Origin of the sequence: Streptomyces sp. WAC 01529, from assembly GCF_003945545.1 — a bacterium.
Taxonomy (GTDB): domain Bacteria; phylum Actinomycetota; class Actinomycetes; order Streptomycetales; family Streptomycetaceae; genus Streptomyces; species Streptomyces anatolicus.
On sequence record NZ_CP029617.1, the window covers coordinates 6,857,579 to 6,869,964 of the forward strand.

Sequence of the window (12,386 nt, forward strand, 5' to 3'; positions counted from 1 at the left end):
GTTCGGCGTGTCCGCAGGCGTGAGCAAGCCTGGCGCATGCGGACTGAGGTCCCCGAGCGCGAGCAGCGCATCCGGGACATCTGCGAGACCCAGCTTCAAGGCGTCCGTGTCTCCCGGCCCTTGGACATCGATCAGCTGTGCGCCAGCTTGGCCGTCAAGCGAGGCCGGCCGCTCATCCTCCATGAGCTGCCCGACCTGGTAGGGGCCGACGCTCCGTGTGGGCTGTGGTTGGCCTTCCCCGATGAGGACCACATCTGGCATGCCAAGGCCGTCAGCCAGCGTCAACGCACTCAGGTCATCAAGCACGAGATCGGTCACGTGCTCCTGGATCACCGCAGCGATCAGGTGGCCGCCCTGCTGGCTGCCCTGCCACCAGAGATCGCTCCTGAGAGAGTCCAGCGGATCTTCGGGCGAACCAGTTACGCGGATGAGCGAGAGCACGACGCCGAGCTTGCCGCTTCCGTCCTCGACGAGGTCATCGACAACATGCCCGCCGACACGTCCAGTTCGTGGCACAGCCTGGTCGCGCGAGCCGATGACGCGCTCAAATACCCACGGGAGAACCGTCGTTGATGACGCATCAGCTTGTCGTGGCGAGCCTGCTATGGGCGGTGGCCTTGTGGCGGCTGCCCTCCCTCAGCCACTCCCGTAAGCAGCGTGCTCTCGAAGTCGCCTTCCTGAGTCTGGCCGCCGCGATGACGTTCGAGGTGGCGCCCGTTGAGCGATGGACCGACGCGCTGACCGGCGCCCCCAGCACTGCCTACCTGCTGAAGCACCTTCTCGGTGTCGTTTCGGCAGCGGCCGTCCTCGACTTCGTCATTGCAGTGGTCCGCCCCCAGGGCCTTCTGCCACGCCCCCGCTGGGCAGTCCGGGCTGCGGCCCTCTTCCTCCTGACCGTCACCTTCCTGTTCGCGCCGCATGACCGCCGTGCCCCCGAAGACTTCCTCGTCGACCAGCGCAACTCCAACTGGGCCTTGCTGCACCTGGGCGTCTTCACGCTCTACATCGGCATCGCGATGGCCGTAGCGGCCTGGCTGTTCATCCAGGCCGCGCGCCATACCCCTGACCGGTGGGTCCGCGCTGGCCACGGCCTGCTGGGTGTCGGCTGCGCCATCGGCCTTCTGTACGCACTACAGCGCACTGCCTATCTCTGGAGCATGGCCAGCGGTCAGCCGACGGCAGCCCAGGCACACAGCGCCGCTCACACCTCCACGGTCCTGAAGGTGGCGGCCATCATCACCATCATTGTCGGCAGCTGCCTGCCGCCCCTCTCCCCGGTGGTGAAAACGACCAGCCAGCGCCGGGCGCTGGCCGCCCTCGACCCCCTCTGGCGCGGTCTTACCGCCGCAGTCCCGTCCGTCGTTTTGGAGACCGAGATCGCCGAGGGGCGCTGGGGCCTGCGCCTGAACCGCTGCCTCATTGAGATCGCCGACGCCTCACTCGCCCTGCGTGAGTACGTGCCGGCTGACATGCAAGCCAGAGCAGAGGCAATGGCGGCGAGCACTGGAGCCAAAGGCGAGCGCCAGGCCGCCATCGCTGAAGCCGGCTGGCTCAGAGCAGCCGCCGAAATCGCCGCGGTGTCCCGCCCATGTGCAGGAGATCACCCGGAACTCGGCGGAGTTGGAAAGGACCCCGACGCGGAGCTCCGTTGGCTGCGCCGAGTCAGCGCCGCCTACGACCGATCTTCGGCCGTGGCCGCCTTCGCAACGGCTGAAGCCGCCCGAGCGGGTACACAGGAAGACTTGGAGCCATCAGCACCATGAGCACCACGGAAATCTTCGGCACCGCCAACCGCGAACAGGCGCTTGCCCGGACGATCAGCGACCGCCTGCACCCGAAAACGTGGATAGTCGTGGTGTGCCTGCTGATCGGGTGGCACACCGACGGGTGGGCCGGAATGGCATGGAGCCTCATCGGAGTGCTCTTTGCCGCCGTCATCCCGATCCTCTTCATCGACCACGGCATCAAGAAGGGACGATGGAGCGACCGCAACGTCGGCGCCAAGCGAGCCCGCCTCCTGGTCATGGCGGTCATCTTGACATCCGTCCTGACCTGCTTCGCCCTCATGGCGGGTCTTGGGGCGCCCCGCATCCTCATCGCGCTCATCGCGAGCATGATGGTCACGCTGGCAGCACTTGCACTCATCACGCTCGCCTGGAAGATCTCCGTGCACCAAGCCGTCTCCGCGGGCGCCGTCGCCATGCTTGCCCAGACCTACGGCCCCTGGGCCCTCCTCGGCTACGCGCTCGTGGTCCTCGTCGGATGGTCGCGGATCGAGCTGAGGGACCACACACCTGCCCAGGTGATCGCCGGCACGGTCCTCGGATCCGCGGTCGCAGCGGCAACATTCGCGTCCCTGGGGTAATACACAACCCCGAGCGTCGGCCGAGGCGCCGTATGCGATCAAGGCATCGCACTGTGGAGGGCAAGCTGGGGTGAGAGGACGTACCGCAGCTTGCCCTCCAGCACTCTGGGGCCCTGGCAGGTGAGGCTGTAGTCCTCGTCATGATCAGGTTCTGGGCGGTCGATGCGCAGCACGTCCCCACGACCAGGTCGACCGTGTCCTCCAAGTCGTGGCCGAGCTGCGCAAACGGGTTTCCCAGCGCAACGGGATCTCGGACGTGCGCTCTGCAGTCTTGCAGCGGACCAGTTCGTCAATGTCCTGACGATGCACGTCGGCGACCTGGACACTCCGCTCGCGGGCCACGATGTCTAGGGCGGTGACTAGAACTGCCGTACCGTCTTCGAGCTGCCCCGCATTGGGGTCAGGCTCGTGAGCGGAGTGCTGGTCTGCCCAGAGCGGACCGAGTAAGGCGCGGGTTCGATCCCAGGCCGCAAAGGCCGCCGGCACTCGGTCCCCGTTTCAGCGGAGGCTGCAGTTGAGGCAGGGAGTCTCTCTGGCATCCTCCTTTTCTTCATTCCTGGATGAGCCCTGGAGGCGCGTAGTGACGTACTTCGTCCCCTTCTAAATAGGCCGTCTCGCCGGTGGCGAGGGCCTGTAATCCAACCAGGACCCGTAACCGTCCTGGCGTCGGAAGCTCGTCGACGACCCGCATGGTGGGCAGCACAAGTACATCAGCCCGTGGATCGCGGTAGATGAGCTGTCCGACGTCCTCGCGGGTCATCGGCTCCGTCGCCAGTACGTGCGTGATGACCTTCCTGCGGCGTGCCTGTACCCAGGCCAGGGCGACGCGCCGTAGAAGGGGGAGCCCGCCCGGGGTGCCGCGAAGAACGTCCTGGGCGGCCTGCTGCGGGGACTTGCCGTCGGGCACGGAGCCCGTGGGGATCATGAGGCCGCCGAGAAGGTCGACGACGACCAGCGCGTCCGCGCCTACCGGGACGAGTACGGACACTCCGATGATCGGAGGCCGCCAGTCCTCGTACGAGGCGGTCTTACGTGCGGGGAGGAGTGCGGGAGCTGTGATCGTCGGCATCAGTCATCGCCTGCCACAGCAGTAACGATCTCTTCGAGGTGCTGCGGTTGGCTTGTGCTCGGGATAGGGGCGACGTGGCTGCCGAGGTTGAGAAGCCAGAACAGAGGGGCGAGGACCCCATGAGTGCGGGTCAGGGCGCCGGCATCGAAGGGCCGGTACGGCACATACGGGATGTCGAGATCTCGGCAGAGCTCCAGGGCCAGGTCGTAAGGGTCGCTGATGTTGAGGACGTTCTGCACGGCCGCGACGGTGAGTCCCTTGGTCACGGTGCGAATGTCGTCCGGGGTGACCTTCGACAGGCCGATGTGCCCGATCTTGCCCTCGTCGCGCAGGGCCTGCAGAACGGCGATCTGATCGTTGAGGGCTACTTCGGGGTCGATGCGATGGAGGTAGCACAGCTCCAGCCGTTCGACACCAAGGCGGCGCAGGCTGGCTTCGACGCACGCACGGAGGTATGCAGGGTGGCCATGCGGGGCCCACACGTTCGGGGCGGGGCGGAGCATGCCGACCTTCGTGGCGATCAGTACGTGCTCCGGGTAGGGGTACAGCGCCTCGCGGATCAGGTGCTCGACGGTGTGGGGGCCGTAGGCGTCCGCGGTGTCGATGTGCGTGATGCCGTAGGTGTGCACAGCTTGGCGGAGCACGCTGAGTGCGGTGGGGCGGTCTTTAGGCTCACCCCAGATGCCGGGCCCGGTCAGGCGCATGGTTCCGAACCCGAGCCGCGAGACGGCCTTCCCCGCGATGGTGATGGTGCCGGCGGGCGGTGCGGCGGTCATACGGCGGCCTCCTGCGTGCACAGGTGCAGGGCCTGTTCGATGGCCTGCGACTGGCTGGCGGGGTCGCTGGTGACGCGGGTGTGCGGGATCGGGTCGTCGGAGAGGAGACCGTGGACGTGACGATCCACCAGGAGGCGATAGCGCGGGTCGTAAGCGTGGCGCTGGTCGACCGGTGTCTGTGGGTCGGGCACGGTGGCCAGGAGAAGGTCGTACTTAGGAAGCTGCGTCGAGGCGAGAAGCCGCAGCCGCTCCCTCTCCAGCCGGTGAAGGTGCTCGCCGCGGAACTCCATGGCGGCATGGAGGTAGGCGATGGCGTCGAGCGGTGCCCGGTCGGCGAGGATGACTTCGGCGCCCTGCGCGGCGGCCGTGATCTCGTCAGCGATGCCTTGCGTGATGATCCACTCGGTGGACGCCACGGTGTGCTGGTGCATCTTCGGCAAGCCGAGAGCGGCGGCGCGCTTGGCCAGCCGGCCGGTGCGGGCCACGGAGACGCCGTGACCGCGCAGCTCCATCTCTATCCGCTTCAGCAGCGTGGTCTTGCCGGTGGAGTGGGTACCGAGCACTCCAATACGAACGGGTGTGTTCACCACAGGGTCGGTTCCTCTTCGGGTTGGGGGGCTCCAGGCAGGCCGGGCGGCACTGCCGCGGCGACGAGCTGGTCCCAGGTGTCGTAGTGGGTGGCCATGGCGAGGAGGAGATGCGTCGTGGCGAAGGCATCGAACGTGGCACGGTGCCGCTGTGCGGGCGCCGCGCTCAGGTCCGGCTGGACGTGGTGGATCAGGGCGTCGAGGCTGTACTTCGACAAGCCGGGGTAGGTGGCCTTGGCCAGCCGGAGTGTGTCGAGCACTCCGGCTGGCTGCCACCGGGGAAGGTGCGCGGAGAGCACCTTGTAGTCCACATGTGCGTTGTGCGCGCAGATCCACGAATCACCGAGAAGGGTGTGGACCTGGTCGGCGATCTCCTCCCAGCCCGGCTCGCGTTCCAGCCTCTCGTTGGTCAGACCGTGGACGCGAGCGGCGAAGGGCGTCACGGGGCGACGCGGTTTGGTCAGCCACGCGCCCGCTGTGCTCGTGTCCGGCCGCCCTTCGACGACGGGCAGGGCAGCGACCTCTACCAGGTCGGGCGGGTTGGTGCCGTTGCCTTCGACATCGACGACGAACAGTGAGGGCCAGGAGGAGAAGTTCATGCGTTGGTGGTTCCGTTCTCCGCCTTCCAGCCGATGGGGGCCCGGCCGTGCTGGCGGTAGTGGTGGGGCTTGGCGCGGTCGTGGCACTGGTAACCGAAGCCGTGCTGGAGGAAGTAGCGCGGCGGCTCGTCCAGTCCCTCCACGACAATGGCACGGTCGTTGACCTGTACCTCACCCGTCGCGCCGAGGGCTCGGGCTTCTTGGGTGACCGTTGACAACTCCGGCTTGACCCAGGCGGCTCGGCATCGCGCGATCTGCTCCGAGGGGCAGATGTCGCACAGCTCCGGGACGCCGAAGTGGCCGTTGTAATCAGCCTCGCCATGCGCGTACGCCACCCCGCAGGAGGTCTTGCGGAACAAGGCGCCCCAGGAGTCGCCTTGCCCGAAGGCGTCGAGTATCCGCTGCTCGGCGGCCTCGGGCATGATCTTGCGCCGCGCTGTCTCCTCGTACGGCATGGGCAGATCGTGCGCCTCGTAGTAGGAGGCGATCTCCTCGCGGAAGAACAGACCGGTGAAGACCGTGGCGTGGGCGTGCTGGGACAGCTCCCTGGCCCGCTCGATGTCGGCGTCGGAGTCGTTCAGTCCTGGCACGATCGGCCGCCAGTACAGGACGGTGCGGTACCGCTCAGCGTGTGCGTGCAGGGTACGCAGGCTCTCCGCGGCGATGTGCGAGTCCACGGGCTCGATGGCGGGGTTAGCTATGTTGGAGTGGGTGACCAGCACGGTCAGACGCAGGTGCGTGAAGCTGTTGAGGACGGCGCAGTCCTCGGGGCCCACCCGCCAGCGCGTGATGATCAGGACGTGGTTCGTCAGACCCCGTTCGTCCAGCTTCCGCAGCACCTCGTACACGTGAGGCTTCACGATGGGCAGCATCGGGTCGGTGGCCCGGTTCAGGAGCTGGATCGGTGTCGTGTGCGCCCGGAAGTACGAGTGGCCGGTGAGACGGGCGACGGCCTCTCCGTCGCTCATGAGGCGTCGGGGAACCTTCATCTCGAAGTTGTCGAAGAGGTGCCGGACGCAGTATCCGCACTCCAGAGGGCAGCCGACGATCCAGTTCAGCGACAACCCCGACTTGCGGTACTCGATCACGTCGGCGAGTGCCGGCTTCAGACCGCGGATCTTCTCGGGGGAGAGGATCGGCAGGGCGCGGCGGTGCGGGGCAACGGGGACGTTCATGTGGTCCTCCAGAAGCAGGCGAAGGGAGTTACGCGTCAACGGGGGAGGTCTGGCGCGGCAGGGGTGCCAGCAGTTCGCGGCGGCCGGCACCGAACCAGGTGCCGAAGTCCCGACGAGCGGCGTCGGGGTCGTCGGAGGTGTGCACCAAATTCCGCACGAGACGCTTCTCAGCGAGGGCGGCGTTGAGGCTGTCCTCACCCAGGTCGCCGCGGATCGTGCCGGGAGCAGCGTGGGTGGGATCGAAGTGGCCGAGGAGCTGACGCAGACGGCCGTGGAAGCCGGGCTCGCCGTGCGCGAGCGCCACCGTGACGGGCCGCTCGGCGTACATCGAGTCCAGGCAGGCGGGAATGTCGCGGTCGGGGAACCAGTCGGCGTCCACCAGAAGGTCCCAGTAGTGCACGTGGATCTGCCACGCTTCCACGGTGACGTCGCGCCGGTCGGTGACGGTGAGGCCCGCGGCAGCGATCCGTGCGAGCACGGCGTCCACCTGTCCCTGCTCCACCGCGTCCGGCTTGCACAGGATGACGGCGCACCGCTCGAAGTCCGGGGCTGACGGGCGGGCTGCACCGAACCAGGTGCCGAAGTCGCGGCGGGCTGCGCCCGGGTTGTCCGAGGTGTGCACCAGGTTCCGGACCAGCCTGTTCTCCGCACGCGCAACGGCCAGGCTGTCGTCCCCGAAGTCGTGGCGGATCGTGCCGGGCGCGGCACGGGTGGGGTCGGTGTGGCCGAGGAGCTGTCGCAAGCGGGCATGCAGTCCCGGCTCCCCGTGAGCGAGGGCGACTACGACGGGCTGGCCGGCGTACGCGGCGTCGATGTGGGCGGGCAGGACCTGCGGGGCTGTACCGGTGCCCGCGAGCATGTCCCGGTAGGCGACGTGAGCTTGCCACGCCTGCGCAGTGAGATCGCGTCGCCCGGTGATGGTGACGCCTGCGGCTGTGATGCGTTCGAATACCGCGTCCACCAGCCCCCGCTCCACCGCGTCCGGCTTGCACAGGACGACTGCCCAGCGGGGGAAGTCGATGCCCGTCACCACGGCGCCGCTCGGCGGCTTGTCGTTCACTGCTCGGCTCCTGCGGTCGCGCACACCGGCCAGCGGTGCCCGAGCAGCCAACGCAGGCCCGGATGCAGTGCGTTGAGCACATCGCGGCTCACTGCCTCGGTCTTGTCGTGCTCGATCTGCCGGTACGCCTCGAACAGCAACACGGCCTGCTGCCAGTACGCGTCCACGTCGAGGCGGGCGATGTAACCCGCGCCGTACTGCGCCTTGTTCGTACGCAGCAGCTCCTCGTGCCGCAGGACCCGCCAGATGGTCTCGGGAGTGGTCTGCGCCGGCATCGCCGGGAACGGGAAGTGCTGAGGGCTGCGCCTGAGGGCCGCTTCGTCCAGGACCCTCTCCACGCGGTCGGCGTTCCTGTCGTTGACGTGCGCCGAACCGATGAAGTGGGTGTAGGTCCCCAACTCCAGCCCGAGCTGCACGGCGGCGTACTCCTGAACCATCGTGAAGCTGAACACGTCGGACAGCAGGCCGCAGTCCAGGTCATTGGCCCGCATGTTGCACACCATGTGCAGACGTCCGTCGCGCACGAGCAGGTGTAACCCGGCCAGGCACGCCACGTCGGGGTTGTCATCGACGGACAGCTCGGCGGCGGAGAAGACCGGCAGGTACCCGCGCTTGCTGTCGGTCTCCACGCGCAGCAGCTCCAGGACCCGGTCGAACGGCGAGATCGACTGTCCCTGGGCCGGGTTGAAGAGGGTGTAGCCATAGGCGGACCCGCCGAGATTGACCCCGTCGGGGGAGATGAAACGCATGGACGGCGCGTAGTAGCCGATCATTTCGAGGTCTCGACGGCCAGCGAGGTACCAGAGGGCTTCGGCGAACTGAAAGATCGGATTGGCCTTGCGTGCCACCAGGTACGGAAGCCTCTGGCGGGGATCGGTCAACCGGAAACCAACGCCAAGCACTTCGCGTGCTTGGTTGCCGCGGGCAGCGATGTGGTGTTCGTGCTCGCTGGTCGCCAGCTTGAGCAGGGCGAGGTACGCGGCTTCGACGCTGCGAAAGGTAGAGGTTGAGAGCATGCACGGCTCCTAAGACGTGGTGTTTGGTGACGGAGCGCTCAGGTGATCGGCCTTTCGGCGCTTCCACCGCGGCCGCGTACTGGGCCTGCTCACGGCCGGGGTGGGAGCGGGGGCGGTGTCTTCGGGGATCGGGCGGCAGGCGAGGAAGGTGGCCGCGGTGTCGGTGTCCGGGTGGCAGGGGCGTTTTCGGCGCCGGACCTGGTAGCCCGCGGTCGTGAGGGTTTTGGCGAGGTGTGCGAGGCCCCGTATCCAGTGGGTGTACGCGCCGGACGGCGCGGTCGGCTGGTCAGGGTCACGCTTGTAGGCCGGGTTCGGCTCCCAGGTGACAAGGGCGCAGTCCCGTGTTCCGGGGGGCCACAGGAACTCCTCGACCTCCCGCACGAGGCACCGTCCGACGGTGGTCGCCTTGTCACCCGCAAGGGACGGATCGGCTCGTGCGAGGAGGCTTGGGAGGCGCCAGGTGTTGATGGCGGCATGCGGCTTGAAGTTGGGGCGTGGAGGGTGGGCGTGGCGCAGGTCCTCGGCGGTTCGCGGGGATGGTTCGATGCCCTCGGGGAGCCGGTAGACGATGAGGTCGGCGCCCCCGTGCAGGTCCGGGGTCTTGGGCACGCCCCATTCCTCGACGACGAAGCCGCAGTCCGCCAGGGCGTCGGCGCACGCGTCGAGCCGTTCCGTCCAGTGCTGCATCGCGCCGGGTGGCACGCGCCCGGTTCTGTCGTCGCGGCGGAAGAGGGGGTCGGGGAAGAAGTGGACGACGGTGGCGAACTCGGCGTGGGCGGGCCACAGTTCCTCCGGCAGAGCTGCCGCCTGACACCAGCCGCGGCCCTCGGGGATATCCCGCGGAACCTTGGAGAAGTCCATGTACAGACCGCCGAGTTTCAACCACTTCAGGTGGTGGTTGACGAGAGCGCTACCGGACCGGCCGGGGTCGGCGGGGTCGAACAGCGGAGGTGTGCTCGCCGTCGTGTCCTTGACTGGGGGCTCAGGGGAACGATGCCGAGCATGGGCGCTCATACGGCGGCTCCGCGGGCGCTCGGTTCGGCGAACATCTTCAGCAGGCGTGCCTCGACGGTGCCGATCGTGATGGCCACAGGGATGGCGGCCAGGAGGCGATGGTGGAGCGGGAGCGGCATGAGGAGACCGCCGATCAGATCGAAGACGGCGTGGCCGATGATCAGCGGGAGTACGCGGCCGTGACGCAGGAAGATGGACAGTCGGCCGAGGGCGAAGAAGAGCATCCCAAGGGCGGGCGCTCCGAAGTACGCATGCAGGGCGACCTCGATCACGCAGACCGTGGTGTAGATCTGCCACGCAGGCCGTCCTGCGGCCGTCATCAGTGCGGCTGTGGCGGCCACGATCACGACATCCTCGACGGCGACGGCCACCACGAGCGCGGCCAGGAGATCGACCGGGCTCTTGACCCCGATGGCGGCCAGCTGGTCTCCCATGACGGGCAGGGCATCCACGTCGAACCAGCGCAGCGCCTGCACGCCCAGGAAGGACAGGGCCCCGCCGATCATGCAGAAGGCGAACACGCGCTTAGCGAGCTTGTATGCCTCGGCGTTCCTGAGCCGGGGACTCTTTTCGCGTGATGCTCTTTCCAGCGTGACGCCGTGGGAGCGGCAGACCTCCACCGCGAGCCACGCGAGCGTCACCCCGGTCACGACCGTTCCGGCATGGCCGAGGCTTGCGTCAGGGTCGGTGGCGCATAAAGAGAGAGCGCCGCAGCTCACCGCCGCGCAGCGGTGCAGCATCCGCTGGCGCGGGGACACCCGACCAAGGGGTGTGCGGGCTATGACCAGCCAGGGGAGCCAGAAGAAGACCACGATGCCCACGCCTATGCGGACCAGCGCGGTGTAGTGGAACGTGCGTTGCGACCAGTGAACGTCGTATAGCGCGCCGAGGCCCAGCCCTGCGTTGATCAGGGGTGTGATGGAGGCGAGTACCAGCAGCGCGCCGGCGTTGAGCAGGGCCCGCCGAGCTGCCGCACCGTGCAACTGGACGGGAGTGTGCGAGTGCGTCACGCCGCCACCATCGCGGCGGTCGCGGGCCGGTGCGGGGCGATGATCTGGCCGTCGGGCAGCAGCTCACCGGTGTCCTCGAAGAGCAGGACGTGGTTGCACAGCAGGCTCCAGCCCTGCTCCGGGTGGCTCGCCAAGGGGAGAGCGGCTTCCCGGTCGGTGGACTCGGCGCTCGGGCACGGCGGCTTGTGCTGGCACATCGTATGGCCTATCTGGGTCGGATCGGAACGGGGAGCGTGCACGGGGTGCGGCAGAAAAGATGGGGGTGGCCGACCGCCGCCTCGCACCCCTGAAGGGCGGCGGCCGGGGCGGCTCCCGCAGGTGCCGGCCTACGGGAGCGCCGCTTCCTCCCCGCGGTGGTCTCGGGCCGCTCCCGCACGGGGGCACGGTGGGCCAGCGAGACCGGGAGGAAGCCCAGTCTGGGAAGTGTTAGGTCTGTACGACGGTGCTGGTGCGCGGCACCGCCTTCAACAGGCCGTACTGGTGCGCCCGGGTTACGAGGTGCGCACGGGTATTGGCCTGCAAGGACGTCATCAGGTGCCGGGTGTTTCTGCGGATCTTTGAGGGCGGTCTGCGCGTCTTGGCTGCAATCTGGGCTTCGGTCAGGCTCTGCGCGAGCAGGAGTATCAACTCCTTTTGCTGTGGCGGAACGTAGACCGGGACGGGCTCGCGGGCGGGGGGTCGGATCAGCCCCAGCTCGTAGGAGCGGTTGACGAGAGCCGCCTGGCCCCGTACGCCCACCAATTTCGACGCCACGGTGATGTGGTGGCGCACCGTCGCCCTCGTGAGCCGAATGCGACCCGCGATCTCGCGGTCGGTCAGGCCCTCGGCGAGACCCTGCACCACCTGCCGCCCGCGGCGGGTGAACGAGACAGTCACGGCGTCAGCGGACACGTCAGTCCTCTCTTCGGTTTCCGGGTTGAGGGCCGCTCGATGAGCCGGGCGCGAAGTCTCCGGCTCACCGAGCGGCGGTCTGTGGTGGCCGCGCTCTGTCACAGGTCTTCCAGGTTGACGACCGTGAACGCCCGCACGGTGCGCACGAGCTGGGAGGCCACCATCCAGTCCAGGTCGGCGTGACCGTAGGGCACGGGGTCGCCGTCGAACGCCATGGCTTGGATGGTGCGGTCAACGGTGTACCGGTAGGGCGTGCCGACGACGCCGTACAGGGGTGCGCTCTGCGCCAGCAGCGCGACGCCGTGCTTGGCGAGGTGAGAGCACCCTTCCGGCGCCGTGCGCGCGTGTTCGCGGCAGAACGGCGGCTGGGTGGTGCGGAGCGAGGTGCTGGGGTCGAGCGCACCCGCCTTGGTGCTGTGGAGGAACAAGATCCCCTCGTCCGTCCTGGCCGGTTCGCGGCAGAACTGGCACAACAGCTGCGACATCGTCTCGCGCTGCCGGGCCGGGTTGATCATCTTCCAGCGCGGCGCGCCAGTCAGCACCCCGTGCTCGTCGAGCGACTGCGAGACCCGCGCCCACAAGACACCCTGCGCGTCGCGGTCCCTCCGCCTTTCGTCCGCGTACCTGACGCGGCTTCCCCCAGCGCTGCTGAAGGAAGCGCGTAAGGCGGAGAAGGACTCGTCCACCTCGCCCTCGCGGGCCGTGATATACGGGATCGGCGCCCGCGGCCGCGGGGCGCTGCCCCCAGTGCTGCTTCTGCCGTGCGGCCCAGCCGGTGCGGGAGGGCCAACCTCTCGGCGAGTAGCGGGACGTCGGAGCTGCCG

General features: G+C 68.1%; 15 protein-coding genes. 3 read left to right on the forward strand and 12 right to left on the reverse strand.

What is annotated here, in order from left to right; translation table 11 throughout:
• Positions 1-36 precede the first annotated feature (36 nt).
• From DMA15_RS30565 to DMA15_RS30575, 3 genes are read left to right on the forward strand one after another with little or no spacing between them, the layout of a single operon-like run.
• Entirely contained in the window at positions 37-573 is a 537-nt protein-coding gene (locus DMA15_RS30565) for a secondary metabolite protein (RefSeq protein ID WP_125515934.1), read from the forward strand.
• Positions 573-1,763: an MAB_1171c family putative transporter gene (locus tag DMA15_RS30570; protein ID WP_125515935.1), complete on the forward strand. Its 1,191-nt coding sequence runs from the start codon at positions 573-575 to the stop codon at positions 1,761-1,763. The genes DMA15_RS30565 and DMA15_RS30570 overlap by 1 nt, the downstream gene beginning before the upstream one ends.
• Positions 1,760-2,365: a hypothetical protein gene (locus tag DMA15_RS30575; RefSeq protein WP_125515936.1), complete on the forward strand. Its 606-nt coding sequence runs from the start codon at positions 1,760-1,762 to the stop codon at positions 2,363-2,365. The genes DMA15_RS30570 and DMA15_RS30575 overlap by 4 nt, the downstream gene beginning before the upstream one ends.
• A gap of 550 nt (positions 2,366-2,915) precedes the next feature.
• Here the strand turns inward: DMA15_RS30575 and DMA15_RS30580 are convergent.
• The 12 genes from DMA15_RS30580 to DMA15_RS30635 all read right to left on the reverse strand — a co-directional run bounded on the left by DMA15_RS30580 (position 2,916) and on the right by DMA15_RS30635 (position 12,143).
• Positions 2,916-3,434, reverse strand: a complete 519-nt coding sequence (locus DMA15_RS30580) for a hypothetical protein (RefSeq protein ID WP_125515937.1) — start codon at positions 3,432-3,434, stop codon at positions 2,916-2,918.
• Positions 3,434-4,210, reverse strand: coding sequence for an aldo/keto reductase (locus DMA15_RS30585; protein WP_125515938.1), 777 nt, complete (start codon positions 4,208-4,210; stop codon positions 3,434-3,436). The genes DMA15_RS30580 and DMA15_RS30585 overlap by 1 nt, the downstream gene beginning before the upstream one ends.
• Positions 4,207-4,797 (reverse strand): AAA family ATPase, encoded by a 591-nt coding sequence (locus tag DMA15_RS30590; protein ID WP_240660032.1) that lies wholly within the window; start codon positions 4,795-4,797, stop codon positions 4,207-4,209. Before DMA15_RS30590 ends, DMA15_RS30585 begins: the two co-directional genes overlap by 4 nt.
• Positions 4,794-5,396, reverse strand: coding sequence for a 3'-5' exonuclease (locus DMA15_RS30595; protein WP_125515939.1), 603 nt, complete (start codon positions 5,394-5,396; stop codon positions 4,794-4,796). Before DMA15_RS30595 ends, DMA15_RS30590 begins: the two co-directional genes overlap by 4 nt.
• Positions 5,393-6,571, reverse strand: a complete 1,179-nt coding sequence (locus tag DMA15_RS30600) for a radical SAM protein (RefSeq protein ID WP_125515940.1) — start codon at positions 6,569-6,571, stop codon at positions 5,393-5,395. Before DMA15_RS30600 ends, DMA15_RS30595 begins: the two co-directional genes overlap by 4 nt.
• 28 nt (positions 6,572-6,599) lie before the next feature.
• Entirely contained in the window at positions 6,600-7,631 is a 1,032-nt protein-coding gene (locus tag DMA15_RS30605) for a nucleoside-diphosphate kinase (RefSeq protein WP_240660033.1), read from the reverse strand.
• Positions 7,628-8,647, reverse strand: coding sequence for a thymidylate synthase (locus DMA15_RS30610; RefSeq protein WP_125515941.1), 1,020 nt, complete (start codon positions 8,645-8,647; stop codon positions 7,628-7,630). The genes DMA15_RS30605 and DMA15_RS30610 overlap by 4 nt, the downstream gene beginning before the upstream one ends.
• 9 nt (positions 8,648-8,656) lie before the next feature.
• Positions 8,657-9,661, reverse strand: a complete 1,005-nt coding sequence (locus DMA15_RS30615; protein WP_125515942.1) for a hypothetical protein — start codon at positions 9,659-9,661, stop codon at positions 8,657-8,659.
• Positions 9,658-10,671 (reverse strand): hypothetical protein, encoded by a 1,014-nt coding sequence (locus tag DMA15_RS30620; RefSeq protein WP_125515943.1) that lies wholly within the window; start codon positions 10,669-10,671, stop codon positions 9,658-9,660. Before DMA15_RS30620 ends, DMA15_RS30615 begins: the two co-directional genes overlap by 4 nt.
• Positions 10,668-10,868: a DUF5999 family protein gene (locus DMA15_RS30625; protein WP_125515944.1), complete on the reverse strand. Its 201-nt coding sequence runs from the start codon at positions 10,866-10,868 to the stop codon at positions 10,668-10,670. Before DMA15_RS30625 ends, DMA15_RS30620 begins: the two co-directional genes overlap by 4 nt.
• A 229-nt stretch (positions 10,869-11,097) precedes the next feature.
• Positions 11,098-11,562 (reverse strand): LuxR C-terminal-related transcriptional regulator, encoded by a 465-nt coding sequence (locus tag DMA15_RS30630; RefSeq protein ID WP_164551857.1) that lies wholly within the window; start codon positions 11,560-11,562, stop codon positions 11,098-11,100.
• 98 nt (positions 11,563-11,660) lie between these two features.
• Positions 11,661-12,143, reverse strand: coding sequence for a hypothetical protein (locus DMA15_RS30635; RefSeq protein ID WP_125515946.1), 483 nt, complete (start codon positions 12,141-12,143; stop codon positions 11,661-11,663).
• Between the last annotated feature and the right edge of the window lie 243 nt (positions 12,144-12,386).

Bases quoted from the DNA above. Each gene is read 5' to 3' on its own strand.
- DMA15_RS30565 (WP_125515934.1), top strand. From the start codon at position 37: ATGCGGACTGAGGTCCCCGAGCGCGAGCAGCGCATCCGGGACATCTGC.
- DMA15_RS30570 (WP_125515935.1), top strand. From the start codon at position 573: ATGACGCATCAGCTTGTCGTGGCGAGCCTGCTATGGGCGGTGGCCTTG.
- DMA15_RS30575 (WP_125515936.1), top strand. From the start codon at position 1,760: ATGAGCACCACGGAAATCTTCGGCACCGCCAACCGCGAACAGGCGCTT.
- DMA15_RS30580 (WP_125515937.1), bottom strand. From the start codon at position 3,434: ATGCCGACGATCACAGCTCCCGCACTCCTCCCCGCACGTAAGACCGCC.
- DMA15_RS30585 (WP_125515938.1), bottom strand. From the start codon at position 4,210: ATGACCGCCGCACCGCCCGCCGGCACCATCACCATCGCGGGGAAGGCC.
- DMA15_RS30595 (WP_125515939.1), bottom strand. From the start codon at position 5,396: ATGAACTTCTCCTCCTGGCCCTCACTGTTCGTCGTCGATGTCGAAGGC.
- DMA15_RS30600 (WP_125515940.1), bottom strand. From the start codon at position 6,571: ATGAACGTCCCCGTTGCCCCGCACCGCCGCGCCCTGCCGATCCTCTCC.
- DMA15_RS30610 (WP_125515941.1), bottom strand. From the start codon at position 8,647: ATGCTCTCAACCTCTACCTTTCGCAGCGTCGAAGCCGCGTACCTCGCC.
- DMA15_RS30615 (WP_125515942.1), bottom strand. From the start codon at position 9,661: ATGAGCGCCCATGCTCGGCATCGTTCCCCTGAGCCCCCAGTCAAGGAC.
- DMA15_RS30625 (WP_125515944.1), bottom strand. From the start codon at position 10,868: ATGTGCCAGCACAAGCCGCCGTGCCCGAGCGCCGAGTCCACCGACCGG.